The sequence below is a fragment of the Paenibacillus sp. LX16 genome, from assembly GCF_036252815.1.
GTDB classification, from domain to species: Bacteria; Bacillota; Bacilli; order Paenibacillales; family Paenibacillaceae; genus Paenibacillus; species Paenibacillus polymyxa_B.
Genome location: NZ_CP141152.1, coordinates 1,202,746 through 1,220,418, shown reverse-complemented (window position 1 = coordinate 1,220,418; position 17,673 = coordinate 1,202,746). Strand labels below are relative to the sequence as shown.

18 protein-coding genes are annotated in these 17,673 nt (G+C 45.6%); 9 read left to right on the top strand and 9 right to left on the bottom strand.

Going from position 1 to position 17,673, the window contains the following annotated elements; all coding sequences use genetic code 11:
- Window positions 1–55: 55 nt before the first annotated feature.
- From T3H97_RS05505 to T3H97_RS05495, 3 genes are read right to left on the bottom strand one after another with little or no spacing between them, the layout of a single operon-like run.
- Window positions 56–1,357: a response regulator gene (locus T3H97_RS05505; protein ID WP_328801923.1), complete on the bottom strand. Its 1,302-nt coding sequence runs from the start codon at window positions 1,355–1,357 to the stop codon at window positions 56–58.
- Complete coding sequence (locus T3H97_RS05500) at window positions 1,308–3,362, bottom strand: cache domain-containing sensor histidine kinase (protein WP_328801922.1); 2,055 nt, start codon at window positions 3,360–3,362, stop codon at window positions 1,308–1,310. The genes T3H97_RS05505 and T3H97_RS05500 overlap by 50 nt, the downstream gene beginning before the upstream one ends.
- The gene (locus T3H97_RS05495) at window positions 3,343–4,350 is read right to left on the bottom strand and encodes a substrate-binding domain-containing protein (RefSeq protein WP_328801921.1); all 1,008 of its coding nucleotides are present in this window, start codon (window positions 4,348–4,350) and stop codon (window positions 3,343–3,345) included. The genes T3H97_RS05500 and T3H97_RS05495 overlap by 20 nt, the downstream gene beginning before the upstream one ends.
- Before the next feature lie 217 nt (window positions 4,351–4,567).
- Here T3H97_RS05495 and T3H97_RS05490 point away from each other — a divergent pair, with 217 nt between their 5' ends.
- On the top strand, window positions 4,568–5,794 hold the full coding sequence (locus T3H97_RS05490; RefSeq protein ID WP_328801920.1) for an acyltransferase: 1,227 nt from the start codon (window positions 4,568–4,570) through the stop codon (window positions 5,792–5,794).
- Window positions 5,795–6,000: 206 nt separating this feature from the next.
- Here T3H97_RS05490 and T3H97_RS05485 read toward each other — a convergent pair whose 3' ends face one another.
- The 3 genes from T3H97_RS05485 to T3H97_RS05475 all read right to left on the bottom strand — a co-directional run bounded on the left by T3H97_RS05485 (window position 6,001) and on the right by T3H97_RS05475 (window position 8,556).
- Window positions 6,001–6,465 (bottom strand): copper amine oxidase N-terminal domain-containing protein, encoded by a 465-nt coding sequence (locus T3H97_RS05485; protein WP_328801919.1) that lies wholly within the window; start codon window positions 6,463–6,465, stop codon window positions 6,001–6,003.
- Between the two features lie 217 nt (window positions 6,466–6,682).
- Window positions 6,683–6,952 (bottom strand): aspartyl-phosphate phosphatase Spo0E family protein, encoded by a 270-nt coding sequence (locus T3H97_RS05480; RefSeq protein ID WP_328801918.1) that lies wholly within the window; start codon window positions 6,950–6,952, stop codon window positions 6,683–6,685.
- Window positions 6,953–7,173: 221 nt separating this feature from the next.
- The gene (locus tag T3H97_RS05475) at window positions 7,174–8,556 is read right to left on the bottom strand and encodes a helix-turn-helix domain-containing protein (protein WP_190298755.1); all 1,383 of its coding nucleotides are present in this window, start codon (window positions 8,554–8,556) and stop codon (window positions 7,174–7,176) included.
- A 180-nt stretch (window positions 8,557–8,736) separates the two neighbouring features.
- Here T3H97_RS05475 and T3H97_RS05470 point away from each other — a divergent pair, with 180 nt between their 5' ends.
- From T3H97_RS05470 to T3H97_RS05460, 3 genes are all read left to right on the top strand, one after another.
- Window positions 8,737–9,204 carry an AbrB/MazE/SpoVT family DNA-binding domain-containing protein gene (locus tag T3H97_RS05470; RefSeq protein WP_103048981.1) on the top strand — a complete coding sequence of 156 codons (468 nt, stop codon included), beginning with the start codon at window positions 8,737–8,739 and terminating at the stop codon, window positions 9,202–9,204.
- A 213-nt stretch (window positions 9,205–9,417) separates the two neighbouring features.
- A complete protein-coding gene (locus T3H97_RS05465) occupies window positions 9,418–9,876 on the top strand; it encodes a MarR family winged helix-turn-helix transcriptional regulator (RefSeq protein ID WP_328801917.1) in 459 nt (152 codons plus the stop codon).
- Window positions 9,877–10,135: 259 nt separating this feature from the next.
- Complete coding sequence (locus tag T3H97_RS05460) at window positions 10,136–11,014, top strand: (Fe-S)-binding protein (RefSeq protein WP_328802783.1); 879 nt, start codon at window positions 10,136–10,138, stop codon at window positions 11,012–11,014.
- A gap of 56 nt (window positions 11,015–11,070) precedes the next feature.
- Here T3H97_RS05460 and T3H97_RS05455 read toward each other — a convergent pair whose 3' ends face one another.
- Window positions 11,071–11,583 carry a hypothetical protein gene (locus T3H97_RS05455; RefSeq protein WP_025723192.1) on the bottom strand — a complete coding sequence of 171 codons (513 nt, stop codon included), beginning with the start codon at window positions 11,581–11,583 and terminating at the stop codon, window positions 11,071–11,073.
- Window positions 11,584–12,033: 450 nt separating this feature from the next.
- Here T3H97_RS05455 and T3H97_RS05450 point away from each other — a divergent pair, with 450 nt between their 5' ends.
- The 4 genes from T3H97_RS05450 to T3H97_RS05435 all read left to right on the top strand — a co-directional run bounded on the left by T3H97_RS05450 (window position 12,034) and on the right by T3H97_RS05435 (window position 14,800).
- Entirely contained in the window at window positions 12,034–12,219 is a 186-nt protein-coding gene (locus tag T3H97_RS05450) for a carbohydrate-binding protein (RefSeq protein ID WP_442955655.1), read from the top strand.
- 82 nt (window positions 12,220–12,301) lie between these two features.
- Window positions 12,302–13,375, top strand: a complete 1,074-nt coding sequence (locus tag T3H97_RS05445) for a polysaccharide deacetylase family protein (protein WP_328801916.1) — start codon at window positions 12,302–12,304, stop codon at window positions 13,373–13,375.
- Between the two features lie 177 nt (window positions 13,376–13,552).
- A complete protein-coding gene (locus T3H97_RS05440; RefSeq protein ID WP_328802782.1) occupies window positions 13,553–14,488 on the top strand; it encodes a hypothetical protein in 936 nt (311 codons plus the stop codon).
- Between the two features lie 75 nt (window positions 14,489–14,563).
- Window positions 14,564–14,800, top strand: a complete 237-nt coding sequence (locus tag T3H97_RS05435; protein WP_007429107.1) for an NHLP leader peptide family RiPP precursor — start codon at window positions 14,564–14,566, stop codon at window positions 14,798–14,800.
- 99 nt (window positions 14,801–14,899) lie between these two features.
- Here the strand turns inward: T3H97_RS05435 and T3H97_RS05430 are convergent, their stop codons facing one another.
- Together T3H97_RS05430 and T3H97_RS05425 are read right to left on the bottom strand one after the other, a co-directional pair.
- Complete coding sequence (locus T3H97_RS05430; RefSeq protein WP_328801915.1) at window positions 14,900–16,789, bottom strand: ATP-binding protein; 1,890 nt, start codon at window positions 16,787–16,789, stop codon at window positions 14,900–14,902.
- A gap of 132 nt (window positions 16,790–16,921) precedes the next feature.
- Window positions 16,922–17,209 carry a hypothetical protein gene (locus T3H97_RS05425; RefSeq protein WP_103048987.1) on the bottom strand — a complete coding sequence of 96 codons (288 nt, stop codon included), beginning with the start codon at window positions 17,207–17,209 and terminating at the stop codon, window positions 16,922–16,924.
- A gap of 183 nt (window positions 17,210–17,392) precedes the next feature.
- Between T3H97_RS05425 and T3H97_RS05420 the strand changes: the two genes are divergently transcribed.
- On the top strand, window positions 17,393–17,653 hold the full coding sequence (locus tag T3H97_RS05420) for a hypothetical protein (RefSeq protein WP_025723196.1): 261 nt from the start codon (window positions 17,393–17,395) through the stop codon (window positions 17,651–17,653).
- Window positions 17,654–17,673 lie beyond the last annotated feature (20 nt).

Sequence of the window (17,673 nt, the reverse complement as noted above, 5' to 3'; positions counted from 1 at the left end):
TTTCTTACAGTTTATTATTAGACAGTGTGGGACTCATCCCCCATTTCAATCCTTCCTACTCTACCGTGTTTTCTTGAATTCCCCCGCCTTTACGGTACTGCACAGGGGACACGCCCATAGTCTTTTTAAAAGCGGTGCTAAAATAGTGCTGACTGTCGTAACCCGTACGTTCTGCTATATCATAGATAGACAACGTTGTGGAATCCAGCAGCTGCACTGCTTTACGGATACGGGCACGGGTGACGAGGGTCACGAAGCTGTCGTTGAGCTCCTTTTTGAGCACGCGGCTGAGATATACGGCGGATACTTGTAGCCGCGAAGCAAGGGCTTCCAGCGTTAATTCCCGATCGGCGTAACCTTCCTGAATGAGCTGCCGGGCCCGACGTACGATGGGAGACAGCTGCGATTCGCCATACACTCGATCCCGACTCACCCGGTACGCGTCAATTGCACCTTCTAGTCCACCCGCGTTGGACTCCACATGCGTATGAACCGCTATATTCAGGTAGCGTCCAATCGCCTGTTCCATGGAAGCGCCTATCGTCTCGGGTGCCTCCTGCCACAGGCATATGCCGATCAGCCCGTTCGCATCGCGGAACAACACATGCGGTCGGTCCTCCAGCAGTTCGCCAATAATATTTTCAGCAGCAAAAAGAAATAACTGGCGGTCATTCTCGCGCATAATCGTCTGCCGGGCCTCTGCCGCAGGCCACCGTACGACACCGATCTGAGCAGGCGGCCGCGATGGAAGCCGTAAAAACGCCAACTGCTCCATGATGTCTTTTCCCGTGTGTTGCCCTTCCAGCCATTCCAGGCAAAACCGCTGGCGCAGCAGCGGAATATTCCGTTCAATCTGTCCGGCGGCTTGTTCTACATAGGCGGCACGCTTGTGCTCTTCGTCCATTCGCTGACGAAGCCGCAACAACGCAGCATGAAGCTGATCCGCATCTACCGGCTTCAAAATATAATCCTCTACGCCAAGTCGGACAGCCTCCTGCGCATAAGCAAACTCATCATGCCCGGAAATGATCAGACAGCGGCATTCCGGACGTTCTTCCCGCAGCCGCCGAATCAGTTCAATGCCGTCCATGAACGGCATATTCATATCGACCAGCACGATGTCGATATGAAGCTGACCCACCAGCTCCAGCGCTTCTTCTCCGTCCTCCGCCTCTGCTGCAACCTCCATGCCCAGAGCCGCCCAGTCTATGCAATCTCGTATCCCCTCTCGGATGATCGGCTCATCATCTGCGATCAATACTTGGTAACGTTTTGCCGTCCCTATGGTCACTTCCGTTATGGCCTGGTCAATCAGACTCACCGTTGTCGAGTTGTCTGTGGCCTGTGATTTCGTCATCCTGACCCTCTCCTTTTTCATAAGGCTTCTTCAGTTGTGCCATATCCAGCAGCAACGGTTGAGTGATCGTAACGCAGGTACCTGTCCCTTCTTTGCTCTCCAGTACAATTCCATATTCCTCGCCAAAAGACAACCGGATACGCGCTTGTACATTCAGCATGCCATAGCTTCTGCCATGGGTACTAACTCCCTTTTGCTTCTGCTTTCCTTCCATCGCCTCCAGGGGTATTTCCAGCCATTCACGCAGTTCACGCAGACGGTCCGCCGTCATTCCTGCGCCATCGTCACGTACCGTTAGCAGCAGCTTGTCGCCCTCGGCTTTAGCTTCTATCCAAATCGTGCCTGGGCCTCGTCTGGCCTTGATGCCGTGATAAATCGCATTTTCCACTACAGGCTGAAGCATTAACTTCAACACGAACAGATCCTTTAGCTCGTCAGGTACATTCAATTCCCAGCGAAGTCGATCACGATAGCGGGTTTGCTGGATTTGCATATAGCTCGATATATGCTCAATCTCGGAGCGCAGCGGAATAAAGTCATCCCCCTTGCTCAGCCCGAGACGGAACAATCTCGATAGCGCCCCCACCATGTCGGACACGTCGTCTGCTCCATTTTTTCGAGCCATCCAGTGAATGGTATCTAGCGTATTGTATAAAAAATGCGGCTTAATATGCTCCTGAAGGCTGCGCAGCTCGGCATCCCGTTTTTGTCGTTCCCTCAGTTCGCTAAGTGACATGAGACGACGAATTTGCTCCAGCATCCGGTTAAAGCTCCGCCCCAGCATTCCAACTTCATCCCCACGGTCACTCCATTGGCGAACTGTAAGATCCCCTGTCTCTGCCGTCCGCATATAGGACATCAGACGGAAAATCGGCTGCGCAATGGAACCCGACAATCGCAAGGATGCCGTTAAGCCAAATAGACATACAATGAAAACAAAACAGACGACATAGAATTGAATTTGCCGCACTTCCAGTGTAGATTCGCGTGCCGGGAATACCCCCACTGTTCTCCAGCCCGTGAATTCGGAAGCCCTGAACATGAACAGCAATTCTCTGCCCCCAGCTTCACGGGTAAACTTCCCGCTGTCACTTGCCCCGAACCATTGCGGCGGAATGCGCTCAATCAAAGGCATATCTGGTCTGTACACGCTACGTCCCTCAGCATCTGTCACCATTAAATACCCGCTTTTGCCCAAGGTTACGTCCCTGGCGGCCTGCGACACAGCCCTCAGCTTGAGGTCAATCATAATCACGCCTAACACATGTCCGGTTTCCGAATCCGTAACCGAACGGACGACGGAGACAATTTCACTATCCTTGTACCGGACATGAGTCGTTACATTACGGTGGCTCGGCTGTCCTAGCACAGTGAATATGCCTGCATGCTGCGCCGCCTGTTGGTACCAGCCTTCTTCCGTCAGGCTACGTGTGCTTCTAGCGTACATTTCGTTGCTGATATAGTCGCCTTTTTCGTTTACGATCAGAATCCCTGCAATTTCAGGATATAACGTGGTATAGCCCTGCAAAAATTGCTTCATTTTATACAGCGTATCCTGCTCCTGTACAGAACTTAATGCCTGTTTGGAAGTGAAGGCCTGATTTTGCACCGAGTTCTGTGTTCGCTCCCCCTGGTTTTCCGGCGTTACGATACTTGCATGACCCGCGTGGCCGTCAGCCAACGTCTTCCCTTTCCAGAACTCCCCGATATCGGGGTTAAAAGCAATCAGATACGTCATGTTTTGCAAATTTTCCATTTTGGTATCCAGCGCTTCGTTCACCTTGCCAATCAACTGCATCGTATGATCTTCCACCTGCCGCTCAATAATCCGTTCCACCGTCCAATTGACCAGCAGACCTAATCCCAGCGAAGGCACAATGCCAAACAACAGGAACAGCAGCATGAGCTGATAACGTAAAGGCATATTGCGCAAGCGTAACCGTGGTATCGTTTGGCGCACCCCTAATTGGATACGCTCCCAAAATTTATTTCGCATAATAATCATCTACATTCGCCCGGGTGACCACGGAAATCCCAGTATCTACTCGCACGGGCAGCGGAGTGTTGTCTCCAGAGGAAGAAGGTGCAGGAATCGTCAAATGATGATGCAGATGGAACAAATATTGAAGCGACCAATAACCCATATTCCATGTTCCCTGGGCAATCGTTGCCGAGATCGTCCCACCACGAATCATATCCAATGTCGCTTTATTCGTATCAAAAGAAATGATTTTCAGCGGATGGCTGTTTTTTTGGCTCAGTACCGCTTCACCCACACCTGCCCCTCCCGTTGCATCGGTCACAAAAATGCCCGCCAGTTTCGGATAAGCTTTCATCAGCCTTTGCGACTCATCCCGGGAGACCATCGCGTCTGCGCGGCCATCTGCGACTTCCACCACCTTCATCGCAGGATACTGTCGTTGAATGGTATCGCGAAAGCCACGCGAGCGTTCCTCATGATTTTGCTGTCCAGGCAGCGTCAGAACAGCGACCTGACCTTCTCGTCCCAACAGCTCTGCCATTTTATCCGCAGCGGTCACGCCCGCCTTATAATTATCCGTGCCCAAAAAGGAATACGCCCGGCTCCCCGGCGCTTCGGCATCAAACAGCACCACAGGAATGCCCGCATCCAGCGCCTTATTAATCACCGGAATCAAAGAGTGAGGATCAATCGCGGAAATCGCAATCCCTGCGGGTTTACGAGCAATTGCTTGCTCAATAACAGTTGTCTGCTCCTGCGCATCATAACGGGTAGCTCCCCGATACTCCACAGTCACCCCCAAAGCATCCCCGGCATCCTCGAAGCCCTTAAGCCCGCTTTTCCAATACTCCAAACCAGACTGGAAGGTAATCATCATATAAGTTTCTCCGATGCTGCCTCGCAGCCCCTTATCCTCCCAAGTGCCATTCAACGGGCCCGTTTGTTCATACCTGAACACATAGAGAGCAAAGGCCGCAATCAACAGCATATATACCAGCAGCGTTTTTTTCATCCTTCCTCCCTCTTCCTGTGTGTATCCTTAAGTTATAAATTCACTTTAATTTATTCTGGTTTTACTTAGATTGTAAACGCAATCATATCAAATTGGAACTACTTCACTCTTCTTACTTTCAGGTGGCGTTAATCCTGCACTAATGTTTCTACGTTACAATACCTACAATTGTGCTAGGAAAAACATGTGCGTATCTTGAGGAAAAGGAGTGATATGGATGAGTAAGCCGCGTATCGCGGAGTGGACAGAACTACGGGGCCTTGCCTACCTCGCTGTCGTGCTTCAGCATTGCATTGGCGAATATATTTATCGCAGCGACATCCAACAGCCAGATTCCGTTATGCTCGCAATGCTGTATCATTTGACACGTTTTGGCACACCGACGTTCGTTTTCCTGTCTGCGGCGCTGCTTTTTTATAATGGCAACAAACCGATTGGCTATCCTCGCTATATTGGCAGGCGGTTTCGAGATATTTATGTTCCTTTCCTTTGCTGGACTGTTATTTATTGGGTATGTACTCAAAACTGGTCAACGGCGCAGTGGGGAAATATTTACTTTTACAAAGGTATGTTCGAGGAAATGATCATCCCCGTCAGCGGATATCATCTATGGTTTGTAGTGATGATCTTTCAGTTTTATATTTTGTTTCCTTTATTTGCAAAGGCAGCCGGGCAGGTTCAAGCGTTTCTACGTCGTTACAGCACGAAAAGACGCAAACAGCTTATTTTGGCTATTATGCTGATTGCCGCTACGGCTTATGCTTTGCTGTTACAATGGTCCTACTATGACATGTCTGCATGGAGCACTGGGTTGCCGTCCTTTTGGCAGACCCTGCTGGATTATCGCACCTACAACTTTGTCATGTACTTTTTCTATTTTATGCTGGGCGCAGTGTGCGCCTATATGACGGACACCTGGCGGGGATTGGCCCAACAGACGTTGCCGTGGAATGTATTTGTCTTTATTGGTTTGTTCATGCTTATGGGTCACACAATGCTGATCCAGTCGGGTGATACGATCAATCTCAATATTTCTACTTATCTGAAACCAAGCACCTTCGTGCTGATTGTCTCGCAGTTGCTTTTATTGTACGGACTGCTGCTTCATTTGCAAAAAGATACGCGATCTGAGCCGTTTCGCCGTATGCTGAACTGGATCGGACGTTATTCTTTTGGAGGATATCTGGCCCATGCGCTCGTGCTGTCCTTCATATCCTACTACACCCGCCCACTTGCACTGGGCGATCATCATTTTACAGCTACGCTCATTACGTTTGTCGTCGTGGCAAGTGTTTCTCTGGGCATCAGCTGGCTCTTGGCCCATCTGCCCGGCGGCAACTGGATTGTTGGCTCCAAAGGCAGACAGCGATTGAACTGGCATTCGTTTCGTTTCCAGTTCCTTTCCTCCAAACGCGCTTCCAAAAGCACGCAGGAGCTTGGATAATAAAAAAAGGGATGCTACAGCACTAAAAAAGGACACTCCCGATTCATTCGGGAGTGTCCTTCTTTAAGCTAAATTAAAAACAATTATCATATTACCTAAAGCTTTTATACAACAAGGATTCCAGACTAATGCGTTTATCATTTGATATTATTGAGGCCCCAACTAGAAACATCCTATCTATCAGCTCCAATAAGAAGACGGAATGATTAATTAGCCTTGGTGATATTTACATACAGAGTCTCATCTTTCTTACTACTGTCTACAGTAGCACCGATAACTTCGGAAACAAATCTGAGTGGCACCATGACACGGTTAGGAGATATCGGCATTACAGGAGCGCTAGGCAGTATTTTCTGCTGTTCGTTCACATAAGCAACTTTGCTTCCAATTGTCAAGCGCACTGTCTTACCATCTTCCGAACGGATTGTAACCTCTTGCTTTTCTCTGTTCCAGTTTACAGTTTCACCTAGATTTTCTGATACAAATCTAATGGGAACATAAGTAGTATTCGTCGCTCTTTCAATATAAGGATTAGCATCGGATGTAACCTCAACATTGTTGACTTTAATCACAAGATTATACAAGTATTTAGGAAGAGCTGCATTGGCCTGATCTACTGTCAAAAAGAAGATTAAGGAAAAAAGTAATGTGTTAACTGCCTTTTTTAACATAACGCATCAATCCTTTTCTAATCGAATTACATTCATTGTTTGTAAAAAGTATACTTCTCTACATGATTTGAATCCTTGACATAATCAATTCGTCCACCATGATTCCAAACATTTTATTGCCTTAGTATGCCGTCCCCTCAAAAAGATGATTAACATTTTATGACATGAATATGTATTTTATTTTAAAATAAGTCATTATATAGAATAATCATAAACGTTACGTGGGAGAAGTCACAGTTTTGCATAAAAAGAAAGGGGAGGATGGACTGAACATAATATCGTCGTTGTTAATAATCTGATCCAAAACATGGTGAGGCTGCTTTCTGGTCTGAAACATACGGTTGTACTGATTAATCAGTTCATCCAAAAGCATAGACTGTTCAAGTACACAAGCATGTCCGAAGCCATACTCTTCGTAAAGATCATGCAAGTGTTGTCTAGCATTTTCCATTTGTTGAATTAACGTTAACATGTCATCTCTGTTCATCCTGCATACCTCCTATTGAATCTTATTTTAAGGAGGGATGTCCAACTACTTCAGAACTTTTTTTGAACCAAAAAAATACAAAATAATACAAAAAAAGACCAGCAGTAAGCTGGTCCAGTGGTAAACTTTCGAATTATGCACCGCCGATAATTCCAGTTGTAGAAATCGTTCCATGACCTTGAGGCAAGCCTTGGATTGGTACTGCGAATACCAACAATAAGCTAGTCATTGCCAAAAGCAAAGCCATCTTTTTGATCATTTTTTTCCCACACCTCCTGTGACAATTTTTCGTACTGATCCAGTATTTCAGGATCGGCACAAGCTCTGAAACGATCAAATAAACCTGCGCAAGTATGAGAGAGCTGTGCATTATTTATCTTATCAGATTTTTCCAATGCGTCTATTAAACATTTGAAACCATATGGATATCTACCTTTATTTAGGTTGTACTTAGCTAACTTGTACCAAAACCGCGCAGCTTCCTCAGGCAAGACTTGCTGAGTATACATATCAGCAGACATTGGTTCCTTATAGGTTGCAATTTGAGGCTCAAAGTGTTTCAGGATATGATCTATATCAATATTATACCGATTGGCTGCTTCTACGATATTTAAGAGTTCGGCAAAAATTTCATCTTTGCCTTCCATATACTCTACGTATTCCGGCAAAACAGTAGCATCACCTGCCATCAGCCGATTTACACATGTATTGATTTTTCCCCATCCTTGAAACAAACCGATCCAATGTTGTGTTTCAGGATCACTTTCCTTTACCCAACTTAAATCGGCGTGAGCCTGGATGTATTTAAGACCTTGTACGTAATCTCCCTGAGCATGACAAACGGCTGCGCACAACAGGTCTGCGTAAGCAATATATACAAAAAGCGGCCTGCTTGGTTTCTTTTGTTTGTCACAGTCACGATTCAATTTGTACTGTATTTTTGCTCTACGCCCCATTTCCTGAGCTAACTCATATACAGTGTCCCAATGATTCAATGAACGATGTATGTTCGCTAAATCTTTTAAAGCATCTAATTGCTCTATCTCGTCTAAACGATCCACAAAAGGGGCAAATTCAATGGCAGCTTGAAGATTTACAGCTCTATCTTGTCCAATATTGATTTGGAACAAACGATACTGGCAGATCGCCAATCGCTCTGAATGCTGCTGTTTCTCACTTTCAGCCACCTTTTTGTAAAGGTATGCCGCTGCTTCATTGTAACCGTCTTTGTATACATTTTCGGCTACTTCAAAGAGTGATGGCGGATAATTAGGGTTATCCAATAATAAAATTACCACTCGCTGCAAGCAGTCCAGTCGTCCTAGCTCAATGCATCGGTATAGGAAAGGGCTGATTTTTTTCCAGTTTAGCGGAGATTCTTCAATGCATTCTTCAATATAACGTTCGTAAAAATAATCCGGTGGTAAATTCATTCCCGCAGTAATACTATCCAGTTGGTGAACAGAAATAGATCGGTTACCGGTCACAATGCTACTAACTGTACCTACATTCAAATCAATTGTGTGACCAAACTTGGTCATAGTTAAACCTTTTCGTTTCAGATAAGTTTGAATTTCTGCCTGTATCGTAGGTGTGATTTCCATGGACAAACCACCCTTTCAGCATTTTCATAGAATTTCAATTTCAATAAACAATATAGTTTGGAAACTAATAGTATAATTATTGATTTTCCTTCACGATAATACCATCTTTTGGAACAAACATAAATGCTTTTACTTTATTGATTTTTATATTTTTATTAGGGGATCATTGGATGTTGGACAATGGAAGGAGAAGATCATTTGAAAAATACAGGCATGACACGCCCCTTGGATACGTTAGGCCGGATTGTTATCCCTAAGGAGTTGCGAACCTCTATGGGTATTCAAGCTGGTGAGTCTTTAGAATTTTATTTAGATGTTGAAACAGGATTATTGAGTATGCGGAAGTATATTGGAGTCTGCTGTCACTTATGCTATTCGATTCAGGACTTAAGCTATTTCAGGGATTCATTTTTATGTAAAAAATGCATAAACGATCTGAAGGGAAATATAGGTGTGAGTCCATTACCTGTTCCTGTTGTAAAGAAACCTGCGTACAAAGAAAAAAGTAACCATCGGTCGTCTTCACAACATTTAGTTGAAAATCTAAGAAAACTCATGCGCGAGCATCCAACAGCCAAGCAAGGCGAATATGCTGAATGGCTCGGCGTATCCCAAGGCCGTATTTCCCAGCTTAAAAAGCTGTTATAGGTATCGCTCAACTCATATTCTAGCCATGCTAAATAACCAGTCGCTGGTTGATTTCGCGCGACTGGTTATTTCAACTTTTCATTAGTAGGAAGGACTACAGGGGATAAATCATGATAGACCGACAGAACTGACTGCTGTGACAAATATCGCTTACAAAACCTACCACTTTTGAGATGGTGTAGATACACGAAACAGTACACGAATGGAGAACTTATGAAAACGACAGGAAAGAATAAGAAATCTTCGCAGGAGCGATCAGCCTCAGTCTGTACCTGCATCAATCTGCGCCGTTCCTCGATGGCTATTACAGGACTGTATGACCGGTATCTGGCCCCGAGCGGACTCAATATTAGCCAATTCTCGCTGCTCAAGCACTTAACTGCACTGGGCCCCGCAAGTGTAAGTGAATTGGCGCTGGAGATGCGGCTCGACCGGACCACGATTGTTCGCAATTTGAAAGCGCTGGAGCATAACGGGTATGTGGAGGATACATCTGCTGAGGGCAGTCGCAACCGCTGCCTTACTCTGACGGAGAGGGGAAGAACGGTATACAATGACGCAGCAGGGCTTTGGGAGGAGGCGCAACGTTTTTTGCAGGAGTCATTGGGAAACGGGAATCTGCAGATACTGACCTCACTCTTATCCAAGATTGAAAATTTGGATGGATATTAGACGGCTCCTCATCCAGGTGGAGTTGTGTTCAATTCGTGTATATACACGAAAAAGATCGAAATGTTTATTGCGGTATCAAGGCTAGAGATGTCTTTAAAATGCTATTATAGCGATCGCATTGCATTTGATCACCACTGCGGGTCATCGGAGAAGTACTTCCAGCTGTAGTAAGAGGTCAGTGATATACCTTAGCCCGCCACAAGACTTCTGAAGGGAAGCTTTACTGTGAACAATAACCACGGAGAGGGATGTGGATAGGATGGTTGAATCCGTACCGGATATGAGAGAAAACATCGTAGCCGAGATGAAAACCTATGTGAGCGAAGACAAAGGCAATGTTTGTGAAGAACTACAGAGTCCTTATTACGAGGAGCCGATTATTCAATTTGCCGCGGGCCATGATCCTTTGTTTGAGGAGTACAAAAGAGTGGTCGGGCCCGACCACTCCACGCCGCAGGAAGCATTTGAACGTTCCTTTGGAATGGGGAGTTTTGATGGAGGTACCGTTATCAGCGTTGTGCTGCCGATCAGCGAGACGATCCGCAAGGCTAATCGGGCGCAAAAAGATAGAGCCTCAAGGGAATGGGCGCTGCTGCGGACCTTTGGCGATGAATATTTTGTACAGTCTGCAAGGCGGCATTTGGCGGGATACTTAACAGGCCTTGGTTACCGTGCAGTTGCACCGCTGGATACGGATTGGTACAGCATCCATGGCGCCGAGGGGGGGCCGATCTCCAACTGGTCGGAGCGCCACATTGCATATGCTGCGGGTCTTGGCACCTTCAGTATCAACGACGGCTTCATCACCGAAAAAGGAATTGCCATCCGCCTGCTGTCCGTGGTGACCGATCTCAAGGTGCCGCCTGATGCCAGAGCATCTTCAGTCACAGGCCATACCGGAAACTGCCTGCTGTGCAGCAAGGGCATCTGCGGTGTGTGCATTACCCGCTGCCCTGTGCAAGCCATCAGCAAGGACGGCGGACATGACAAAATCGCCTGCATGAATTTTGTGTACGGACAGGCCTCACGGGACTTTGCGGTTCTAAACGGCGGCGAGGCCAAATCGGGTGCTGGCTGCGGACTGTGCCAGACCAAGGTACCCTGCGAGAGCAGGAATCCGATGCGTACTGCCCGGTGAATATGGAAACCTTGAGGACCGCCATTCTCAAGGTTTTTTAGTGCAAAAAGATACATTTAGTTTTCGTTAGTCGAGGTTGAGGGCGTCCCTGCCTCATGTTTTAATTGAGCTTCATTCGAAGCCCCGGACTTACGATCGAATGTAATCGGGCCTTTACGGTTCACAAGCCGTTTCAAATCCACGGTCATTTCATTCTTCAATTTATCAATGAGCTGGTCTTCTTGGATGCCTTTGCTTTTAGCAACCTCGGCCAATGACTTCCCTTGTCCCAGTTCTTTCTCTAATTGGACAGGAGTGATGCCCAGCAGCTTGGCTACTTTCTCGTTGAGATGGTGATTCAAGCCGCCAGGCCGTTTGCCGTGTCTATGTCTGTGAACATGCCCATGCCCGTGGTCGTCCTGTGGTTCAGCATTCCATTGGCGGGCTGCCCCTTGGATAGAGTCGTTGGGAGTGAGAGTTTGCAACGAATTACTCGGTTCCGTCCCAGAAGCTCCAGCTGCACCCGCAGTGCCATACATCATCACTCCTCCATACAGAATAGCAGCGGTCAATTTCCATTGTTTTTTCATGTTGCAGACCCTTCTTTCATCCTTTTTAAAATAATATTTTCTTTTCCTGCTATTTTTATTCATATTTTCGCCTGTTAAGTAACCATAAGACGGGAAAAAAGAAATTATGAACATTGCTATCACAATTACACCCAACCTTCGATCTACACGCGCTCCTTGGGAACCCTATCCTGTAGAGTGAGCAAGAATGAATAACTATACTTTCTACAATATAACTTGAAATTTTTCAAGTTATATATTAAGGAAAATATGATAAAATCAAATTGTAAACGTTTACAATTTGATTTTTGGAAAGACATGTTGCATCAAGCTACTACAGAATGCACTGCATCATAGTGAGGCTACAGGAGAAAAGTCCAATGAAACAAAAAAATAAGGTTATTTTTATGGACATCCAAACGCACGAGCAAAACCATATCGGTCAGCGAGCACTTCAAAAAGTGGGAAGACATGGACAAGATGTATGAAGCTTCACTTACTGTAGAGGGATACCAAAGCAGTCGGAGTGCCAATGTAACTAGTAATACAATTACGATTGGCGGCAATAATGGCACCAGAAACCAAGAGATCGAGCTCGTTGTAACAGCCGATGACGGGACATGGGATGCTTATATTGACTATTTGGAGATCGACTAAAATTTCAAATCTAGTAAAGAGTTGAATCGGTTCGGAGTATCGGAACATCCATACTATATTAAAATAGCTAGGAGGTAGACCCATGTTTATAGCTAAAGCAGGAAAATGGACGGCGATTATGTCAATCACCTTGTCTTTATTCACAGGCTCGCTGGTGATCTCGAGCAACCAGGCGCTTGCGGCTGATTGCTCGAGCGGTTATGTAGCGTTAACCTTCGACGATGGTCCCAATCCCTCTAACACCAAAGCGCTGCTTAGTGCTCTGAAGCAAAACGGTTTACGCGCGACGCTCTTTAATCTTGGACAAAACGCGCAGAATAATCCTTCGCTTGTACGTGACCAGCAAGCAGCAGGCATGTGGATCGGTAATCATTCATGGTCACATCCGCATATGACACAACTGAGCACATCGCAGATGTCATCGGAAATTACACGCACGCAGCAAACGATACAGTCCATTACTGGCACGGCACCAAAGTTGTTCCGTCCTCCGTATGGCGAGACCAACGCAACCCTCAAATCCATTGAGACCCAAAACGGTCTTACCGAAGTATTGTGGAACGTTGACTCCCAAGACTGGAACGGCGCCTCCACCGCACAGATCGTAGCTGCTGCGGGCAAACTTAAAAACGGCGATGTGATCCTGATGCATGATCAGTACCAGACTACACTCCAAGCTATTCCACAAATTGCACAGAACCTCAAAAAACGTAACCTTTGCTCTGGTATGATCTCACCAAGCAATGGCCGGGCGGTAGCGCCTGATGGCGGAAACGGCGAAACGCCGCCAAACAAAGGCACAAAAGTGGAAGCAGAGAATATGACCAAAGGCGGTCAGTATACTTCAAATATCAGCTCGCCGTTCAACGGAGTGGCTTTATACTCCAACAATGATTCAGTGAAATTCACACAGAATTTTACCAGCGGCACCCATAGTTTTTCACTCCGTGGTGCTTCAAATAATTCCAACATGGCCAAAGTTGACTTGAAAATTGGTGGACAAACGAAGGGTACCTTCTACTACGGCGGGAGCAGTCCTGCGGTCTATACTTTAAACAATGTCAGCCATGGAACCGGAAATCAAGAGATTGAGCTTGTTGTAACAGCCGATAATGGGACATGGGATGCTTATATTGACTATTTAGAGATCATCTAATTTTAAAAAAACAAAATCCCGGCGGGATCTTCCCAGCCGGGATTTTTGTCGATATCCTTTTTACAACATTCTCAATGTAAAAATAACAAAATCTTGAAAATTGCAATCTGTTGTATAATGGCGGGTAACAACTAGAAATCGCTATAAAAATATTCATAAGAGATGCAGGTGATGGCGATGGAATGGTATTTTGCATACAAAGACGAATTGGAAAAAGTATTTCGTCAAGCGGAGGAACGGACGTCCACGTTTCCAGCTCCCTTTCAGCAAGAGGGTTTGGACTTTCTGGCGCGTTTTAATCCGTTGCGGGAAGACAGCACGCGTAATTACATATGCTATTTGCTTCCATTTTGGCTGCAAGAACTCACCGGACTGCCCCCCGAGACATGCCGCAAGCTGTCACTTGGCAACGTGTTCGTCATGGCTCACTATTTAATTCAAGACGATGTGATGGACACAGCAGCAGACAACCGTAAAACGCAACTCGCCTTAAGCCAGCTATTCTATACTGAGTGTCTAAGCGTATATCGGGACCTTTTTCCTGCAACCTCTCCTTTTTGGTCATATGCCCGAGCGTATGTTGATGAATGGGCCGTTAGTGTGATATCCGAAGGAACAGAGGACTATTTTCAAGGAGAAAGAAATAAGGTCGCGCTGAAAGCAAGTCCATTAAAAATGGCTGGAACGGGTGCTTTACTGCTTGCAGGCCGTGCCGATCTGATCCAGATCATTACAGATATGACGGACTTGGCGCTACTCGTGCTTCAAATGTCGGATGATTGGGCGGACTGGGCAGAAGATTTGGTGGAGGATAGCTATAACTGTCTTTTGTCCCATATCAGTGCCGAACAGAAGACGGCTTACTGTGAAGGATTGGGACCCAAACAGATTCAGGAAGCGATTTATGTACGCGGCACGCTCGCCACCTATGTGAACATTGCCGATCAAGTAGTCCAACAGTTAGAGACCCTGGAGCCTTCTATCCACGGCCTACGTAGCTTTGCACATTCTATCACAGCAGAACTGGGCGAAGTGGCGGCGGAAATTGAAGCCGGACGCTCGCATTTGAGAAGAGGCGGACTTGATTACTGGCTCTCCAAAAATATGAAATAATGCTAGATTTTTCTGAGTCTTTCGTGGTATACTGACTAGGTAAATATAACCAATTGAATGAGAGGGTGATTTTTGATGGCTACTGAAGTTCTTCAAACACAAGTCATTCAAAAAGCTTGGGAGGATGCCAGTTTTAGAGAAAAGCTGATGACAGATCCCAAATCTGCAATTCGTGATGTGTTAGGAGTCGTGATCCCCGATCATATCCAAATCAAAACGTTAGAGGAAACACCTGATCAGTTTTATCTGGTAATCCCCCCAGACCCCTCCGGCGTGCTCGCTGCATCCCAGAAACCTCGCTCGATGTGGTAAATTAGTTGTTAATGCTTATTTAATCTATATTCCTTAATCTCATGTGGGTGGGCTCAGCAAGCTTCCCTCCGTTTTCTCCGAATGCAAAAAAGCCGGATATTATCCGGCTACGGGGAAGCGGATGGTCGCTTCTGTTCCCACCCCTTTTGCACTTGTAAAAGTTATTTTGCCATTCATCGTTTCAATAATCCGAAAAGTCACCATCATCCCCAAACCCGTGCCCTTTGTCTTATTCGAGAAATAAGGCTCACCTAGTCTGGATAAAGTCTGAGCATCCATCCCTTCACCATTATCCCGAATATGAATGACCGCCTCTCCGTTGTCCACATAAGCCCATATATGAATATGACCCTGGTCGCGCAGCGCTTCTATGCTATTTTTGATGATATTGATGAACGCCTGCTTGAACTTGGAGGAATTCCCGCGTACTTTGATTTCCTGGGGAATATCCAGTGAAATTTTCCCACCTTGCAAATTAGCCATTGGACTGATGATTCCTTCAATATGTTTGAATTCGTCCAATATGGTCAACGTTTTGGTTTGGTCAAACTCTGGCTTGGCAAAAGTCAGAAAATCTGTAATAATCGCGGAAGCTCGATCCAGCTCCTCCAGAGCGATATGTAGATAGTCTTTATTTTTACCATCCTCCTGCTTGCTCATCAACTGAAGAAATCCACGTGTAACCTGAAGGGGATTACGTACCTCATGAGCTACAGATGCAGCCAAATCGCTAATAATCTCCATTTTCTCCGAACGTTGAAGCTCATTATTGAACATCTCCAGTTCCCTGGAGTACCGAACCACCTGCTTGTGCTTTTCTGCCAGCCTTCTGCCCAAAATCGCGATCAACGCCAGTACAAAACCGAACACGCCCCATTTCCACAAAAACATATTGTAGTGTCCGTCCAGAATGAAGAACCAGCTCAGTTCCCCGATAGAGATGACTGCAAAAAATGCAAAGCCTGTCGATAAAATGATCGCTTCGTGATCACCCTTAAGTGCCATGCGAACCGAAGCAAATACCAGCAGTATCATTAAGGCGACGAGTAATATACCCAGGATGACTACACTAAAAAAATAATATATATCGTTCAACCGCTCCTGTGCTCCTAAATTCACAATCATCATGATAAAGCAGAACAAAGAGTATGCGGTTAAAAACTTTCTGAATTTGCGAATCAGTATAATCGAATTGATATTTTGTTCAAAAAAGAAAGCTAATGAAGGCAGCAGAATAAATAGTGCCACATCAAAAAGTTGTAAGTACAGCTTGCCATAGCCGCGATAGAATGTATACAAGAATGGTGAATACGTTACGATCATCAGACCAATAGACAATACAATCGCACTTAGGGACAGCCACATGGCCATACTCGGACGGAACAGGAAAAATGAGCAGATCAGTAGTACCAGGGCGATAAAGATAAACGTACTGCCCAGTACAATATCTAAAACATCCATTCTGACCAAGGTCCCCAACAAATCACGATAATCACCGGTCATCACATTGCCGATAATGCCCAGTCTATTCTTACTGCTTTCCGTCCATATGTATAATGTTTTACCGCTGTCTTCCGGCTTCAGCGGAATCAGAATACGATTATTCTCATAATTGTACCCACGGTAGGATTCGTAAAAATTGGTCCCATCTTTATACAGCGTAATATGCCTGCCATAAATATTTTCAAAAAGTACCGCTGGCGTTTCATCATTTAGCGAAGGTAACTTAATACGAATCCAAGCAGATCCTTTATTACCGGGCTGCCTAAGCAGTTGTGTATCATCTTCAATATGCATCCAGACCTTGCTGGGATCCTTTACCTCATCTAAAGAGCCATCCTCGTTTACCGCTCCCCATCTCATATCCCAGGAGGGTATTTTATAATCCCTTTCCGGGGTCATTTTAGCCGCATAGGTGGAGTGACCCAGCGACAACAGTATCACAATGACCGCTAGCAGGGCGGCGACAGCTTTGGGCACATGCCTCATATTAAGCACCTCAAAGTTACATAGTAGGATTTACAAGATTGTATACGTTTTAACATTTTTTACGTCCTGAAATTATATTATTCTATACGATGATGTGCATACCTTCTTCATAAGAAGGGTATCATGTTCTTTTTACTCATTTTTTGTAAAATCTTCATATTGATTAATGATCATTTCCTGTTCGCGCCGCTCCTTCTGCTCTCTAAGCCCCAACCATGGTTCAGAATCTTCATCTTCATAGATCGTCCAAATATCGGAAAATAAGTAATCGCGTATTTCTACTATTTTTCCAGCCTGTCCGCCATCTGTCCAGTATAAGCCTTCCGGGCGCCGAATGAGGGTGCGGGAAAATCCCGGGGTAGATGCCTTTTGACCTACTCGGATACGACTAATCATCGGACCAAACATGTACCATTCCAATTCATATCCCTCCCTATCTTCTTTATCATATCACAGCAGTTACCAAAAAAACGCTAATTGAGAATGGGCATATCCCTATTCGCATGATTTTAACTTCCTACAGACACACTAACTCAAGGTTTAGCCGTTCTTCTGTTTGGGTAAGGTCGGAATAAGCAACAAAAAGTAAAGGAGCTGAGTAACATGGCCAATCGTGATGATCGAACTACTGAGCTACATGACAATGATTTTGAGCCTTCTCTGCAAAATGCAGAAACCAACTGGGAGAATCTGACGGAAGGGCCAGATACTCCTCTGGAGGACGTCCCAGATGCCGATGAACTGACACCGAACAGTCCTGTTGATCCTTCTGCTCCTGCCGAATTCCTGCATGGTACCGATTTGTTGAATGGTACCGATGGGGATGAAGAAGAGCAACTGGACAGCGACGATATGCTGGATTAACATTAACCACTTCATTTTAT

What these genes read in the sequence shown, in the direction of transcription:
- T3H97_RS05490 (WP_328801920.1), top strand. Translation starts at nt 4,568, where the DNA reads ATGAGTAAGCCGCGTATCGCGGAGTGGACAGAACTACGGGGCCTTGCC.
- T3H97_RS05455 (WP_025723192.1), bottom strand. Translation starts at nt 11,583, where the DNA reads ATGAAAAAACAATGGAAATTGACCGCTGCTATTCTGTATGGAGGAGTG.
- T3H97_RS05480 (WP_328801918.1), bottom strand. Translation starts at nt 6,952, where the DNA reads ATGAACAGAGATGACATGTTAACGTTAATTCAACAAATGGAAAATGCT.
- T3H97_RS05470 (WP_103048981.1), top strand. Translation starts at nt 8,737, where the DNA reads ATGGAAGGAGAAGATCATTTGAAAAATACAGGCATGACACGCCCCTTG.
- T3H97_RS05495 (WP_328801921.1), bottom strand. Translation starts at nt 4,350, where the DNA reads ATGAAAAAAACGCTGCTGGTATATATGCTGTTGATTGCGGCCTTTGCT.
- T3H97_RS05465 (WP_328801917.1), top strand. Translation starts at nt 9,418, where the DNA reads ATGAAAACGACAGGAAAGAATAAGAAATCTTCGCAGGAGCGATCAGCC.
- T3H97_RS05500 (WP_328801922.1), bottom strand. Translation starts at nt 3,362, where the DNA reads ATGATTATTATGCGAAATAAATTTTGGGAGCGTATCCAATTAGGGGTG.
- T3H97_RS05450 (WP_442955655.1), top strand. Translation starts at nt 12,034, where the DNA reads ATGGACAAGATGTATGAAGCTTCACTTACTGTAGAGGGATACCAAAGC.
- T3H97_RS05460 (WP_328802783.1), top strand. Translation starts at nt 10,136, where the DNA reads ATGGTTGAATCCGTACCGGATATGAGAGAAAACATCGTAGCCGAGATG.
- T3H97_RS05440 (WP_328802782.1), top strand. Translation starts at nt 13,553, where the DNA reads ATGGAATGGTATTTTGCATACAAAGACGAATTGGAAAAAGTATTTCGT.
- T3H97_RS05505 (WP_328801923.1), bottom strand. Translation starts at nt 1,357, where the DNA reads ATGACGAAATCACAGGCCACAGACAACTCGACAACGGTGAGTCTGATT.
- T3H97_RS05475 (WP_190298755.1), bottom strand. Translation starts at nt 8,556, where the DNA reads ATGGAAATCACACCTACGATACAGGCAGAAATTCAAACTTATCTGAAA.
- T3H97_RS05445 (WP_328801916.1), top strand. Translation starts at nt 12,302, where the DNA reads ATGTTTATAGCTAAAGCAGGAAAATGGACGGCGATTATGTCAATCACC.
- T3H97_RS05485 (WP_328801919.1), bottom strand. Translation starts at nt 6,465, where the DNA reads ATGTTAAAAAAGGCAGTTAACACATTACTTTTTTCCTTAATCTTCTTT.
- T3H97_RS05430 (WP_328801915.1), bottom strand. Translation starts at nt 16,789, where the DNA reads ATGAGGCATGTGCCCAAAGCTGTCGCCGCCCTGCTAGCGGTCATTGTG.
- T3H97_RS05435 (WP_007429107.1), top strand. Translation starts at nt 14,564, where the DNA reads ATGGCTACTGAAGTTCTTCAAACACAAGTCATTCAAAAAGCTTGGGAG.
- T3H97_RS05420 (WP_025723196.1), top strand. Translation starts at nt 17,393, where the DNA reads ATGGCCAATCGTGATGATCGAACTACTGAGCTACATGACAATGATTTT.